4 protein-coding genes are annotated in these 3,626 nt (G+C 47.7%); 1 reads left to right on the top strand and 3 read right to left on the bottom strand.

The window, feature by feature from the left end; genetic code table 11:
* Positions 1–1,218 (bottom strand): dihydropteroate synthase (locus B7X71_RS13745; protein WP_293601032.1); only part of this gene is annotated, 1,218 nt, incomplete at its 3' end.
* Positions 1,215–2,279 (bottom strand): homocysteine S-methyltransferase family protein, encoded by a 1,065-nt coding sequence (locus B7X71_RS13740; RefSeq protein ID WP_215302190.1) that lies wholly within the window; start codon positions 2,277–2,279, stop codon positions 1,215–1,217. The genes B7X71_RS13740 and B7X71_RS13745, both read right to left, overlap by 4 nt.
* A 78-nt stretch (positions 2,280–2,357) precedes the next feature.
* Between B7X71_RS13740 and B7X71_RS13735 the strand changes: the two genes are divergently transcribed.
* Positions 2,358–2,807, top strand: a complete 450-nt coding sequence (locus tag B7X71_RS13735) for a PhaM family polyhydroxyalkanoate granule multifunctional regulatory protein (protein ID WP_293601031.1) — start codon at positions 2,358–2,360, stop codon at positions 2,805–2,807.
* Here B7X71_RS13735 and B7X71_RS13730 read toward each other — a convergent pair.
* A partial coding sequence (locus B7X71_RS13730) for an MBL fold metallo-hydrolase (protein WP_293601030.1) occupies positions 2,719–3,626 on the bottom strand: 908 nt, incomplete at its 5' end. The two genes, B7X71_RS13735 and B7X71_RS13730, sit on opposite strands and share 89 nt — an antisense overlap.

The following is a 3,626-nucleotide window of genomic DNA, read 5'->3' as shown; positions in this document are numbered from 1 at the left end:
CACTGCTTGCTTCATCACGCGCGCACTCTTAACCACTTGAGGCAAGAACATCTTGCCGGCACCAAACAAATCGCCGACGACATTCATTCCATCCATCAAAGGGCCTTCAATGACCTCAATTGGACGGCCACCTGCACCCATAATTTGGGCACGCAGCTCTTCAGTATCTTCTTCAATAAAGGTAGTGATGCCATGCACCAAAGCATGGGTTAAACGCTCACGCACCGGGGCTTCACGCCATACCAAGTTCTCAACTTGCTTCGCGCCACCGCCCTTAAATTGATCAGCAATATCCAGCAAGCGCTCCGTTGGAGTCTTACCGTCTTTTTCTTTAAAACGATTGAGCACAACATCTTCAACGCGCTCACGCAATTCAGAATCTAAGTCTGCATAAACGCCAAGCTGGCCTGCATTGACGATACCCATGTCCATACCCGCCTGAATAGCGTGATACAGGAACACAGTGTGAATGGCTTCACGTACACGATCGTTACCGCGGAACGAGAAGCTAACATTAGAGACGCCACCACTGACCTTCGCGCCCGGCAGATTTTCCTTGATCCAGCGGGTCGCATTGATGAAATCTACTGCATAGTTGTCATGCTCTTCAATACCAGTCGCAATGGCAAAGATATTCGGATCAAAAATAATATCTTCTGCAGGAAACCCAATCTCCTTAACAAGAATTTGATAGCAGCGCTGGCAAATTTCTGTTTTGCGCTTAAAAGTATCTGCCTGACCCACTTCATCAAAAGCCATTACTACAGATGCTGCTCCATAACGACGAATCAAGCGTGCTTGTTTTCTGAAAGACTCTTCACCCTCTTTGAGTGAGATCGAGTTAACAATCGGCTTACCTTGAATGCATTTCAGGCCAGCTTCGATCACGCTCCACTTGGAAGAGTCAATCATGATCGGTACACGAGCAATATCTGGTTCTGAGGCGATCAAATTCAAGAAGCGCGTCATCGCTGCCTCTGAATCCAACATCGCTTCATCCATATTGATGTCAATCACTTGAGCACCATTCTCAACTTGCTGTCTTGCAACTACTAAGGCTTCATCAAATTGATTATTCAAAATCATGCGTGCAAATGCTTTAGAGCCCGTAACGTTAGTGCGCTCACCAATATTTACAAAACCAACTTCTGGCGTGACATTGAAAGGCTCTAGGCCTGAAAGCTTCATCGCCGGCATTACTTTCACAGCCTTAGTCATGCTGACACCTCCGCGCTCTCACGGTAGAAGGCACGTGGCTTGCGCTTAGCAACCGCATTAGCAATTGCACGAATATGATCTGGCGTCGTTCCACAGCAACCGCCTACGAGATTGACTAAGCCATCTTTTGCAAAGCCATCAACTAGGCTAGAGGTAATTTCTGGGGTCTCATCAAAACCTGTATCACTCATTGGATTGGGGAGGCCGGCATTGGGATAGCAAGATACAGCAGCGTCACAAATACGAGCAAGCTCAGCAATATAAGGACGCATGAGCGCTGCACCTAAAGCGCAGTTCAAACCAAAGGTCAAGGGCTTGATGTGACGCAGACTATTCCAGAAAGCTTCAACCGTTTGTCCAGACAAAATACGACCAGAAGCATCAGTCACTGTCCCCGAAATCATCACCGGCAAACGCTCGCCAGTCTCTTCAAAGAATTCATCCAATGCAAACAAAGCAGCTTTTGCATTCAGGGTGTCGAAAATAGTCTCAACTAGAAATAAATCAACGCCACCTTCAAAGAGGCCTTCAATCTGTTCGCGATAAGAAGCCCGCAATGCATCAAATGTCACATTACGTGCCCCAGGATCGTTTACATCTGGAGAAATGCTTGCTGTCTTTGGGGTAGGTCCAATTGCTCCAGCTGCAAAACGTGGCTTATCTGGTGTAGAGTATTTTTCACATGCAGCGCGCGCTAATTGGGCAGAGATCACATTCATCTCGCGTGCCAAACCAGCCATCTTGTAATCTTCTTGTGCAACAGAGGTGGCGCCAAAAGTATTGGTCTCAATAATGTCGGCGCCCGCATCTAAATATTGCTCATGAATCTTGCTAATGATCTGGGGCTGAGTCAGAACTAAGAGTTCGTTATTACCCTTGATATCGCCGGGATGAGCCTCAAAGCGCTGGTTAGCTGGCAATCCACGATAATCGGCTTCATTGAGCTTGTATTGCTGAATCATGGTACCCATAGCGCCATCCAAAATCAGAATGCGCTGCTTCAACAGCTCGGGAAGTGCCTGACCGCGGGTGTAAGGCTGGGATAAACCATTAGATTGCATTGCTTAACCGGGATTAATCTCTAGAATCCCTTATTGTATTGGTAATAAGCCACTTTTATCTGACCTGGAGCACACCCTATGTTTGGCACTATCCCTGAATTCAATCAAAGCCTTGAAATGATGAAAACCATGTGGGGACAAGCAGCTGGTGGGCAGACGCCAGGACAATTCCCCTTCACTACAGATGCCTCTAAGGCTGCCGGGGGGTTTGGCTCAGCATTTCCAGGGCTAGATACCGATGAGCTAGAAAAGCGCATCAAAGACCTGAAAAGCGTTGAAAACTGGCTAAACCTCAATCTCAACGTCTTGAAGTCCACTATTCAGGGTCTAGAGGTTCAACATGCCACCATGATGGCCCTCAAATCATTCGGGGATGCCGTTTCAGCAACTGCAGCTGCCGCTACGGGTGGAGCCACTGAAGACTCAGGAACAAAGGCTGCTAAACCACGCAAAACCGCAACACGCGATCGTCGCAAAGCTGGCGACTCAACTTTCCTCGACGAAGTAGGTAATTCAGATGAGCAATAGCCTCACCCATGGCAAATGTCATTTGGTGAATATCTAATTCGCGCCTAAATAAAACCGGCACGATCTCCCGAGCAGTTGCCGGTTTTTTACATGCTCCAAGCGTTTCTGCCAAGCGCTCATCGTGGTGCAGTTTCAACTGATCAATTCGCGGCTTCATTCCCGTAAATGGTTTGCCATGAGATGGCAACACAAGAGTGTTGTCTGGCAATGGCAGATATCGATCTAAAGAACTGAGATACAAGCCTAAAGGATCCGCATCCGGATCAGCATCGTAGACGCTGACATTTGTAGAGATTCGTGGCAACAACATATCTCCAGAGATTAATACGCCAAGGTCCTTACAAAATAGTGAGGCATGCTCAGGCGCATGACCAAAACCCATAATGACTTGCCACTCATGTCCACCAATCAAAATCATCTCACCGTCAATGATGCGACGATATTGCCGAGGCACACCCGGAACCATATTGCTGTAATAGTTTGATCGAGCCCGAATTTTTTCTAAATCTTCTGGGGCAACTAATCCATGCTTCTGAAAATGATCTGCAGACCCACCACCGCCTGCACGTGCACCAACTGCAGCACCACCCTCTTTATGACTCAACCATTGCGCGGTTAAATAATCCGTCATTGAAATCCAAAGCGGTGCATTCCATTTTTCACATAGCCATTGAGAGAGTCCAACGTGGTCTGGATGCATATGGGTCACGATGACTCTCAGTACAGGCAAGCCTTCTAGCTGCGTGGCAAAGATCTCATCCCAAGCTGCTTTCGTCTCATCATTCGCAATACCGCAATCCACGATGGTCCAGCCCTGAA

The organism is Polynucleobacter sp. 39-46-10 (genome assembly GCF_002282275.1).
The sequence above is the reverse complement of the archived record's forward strand: the minus strand, read 5'-3'. Positions and strand labels throughout refer to the sequence as shown.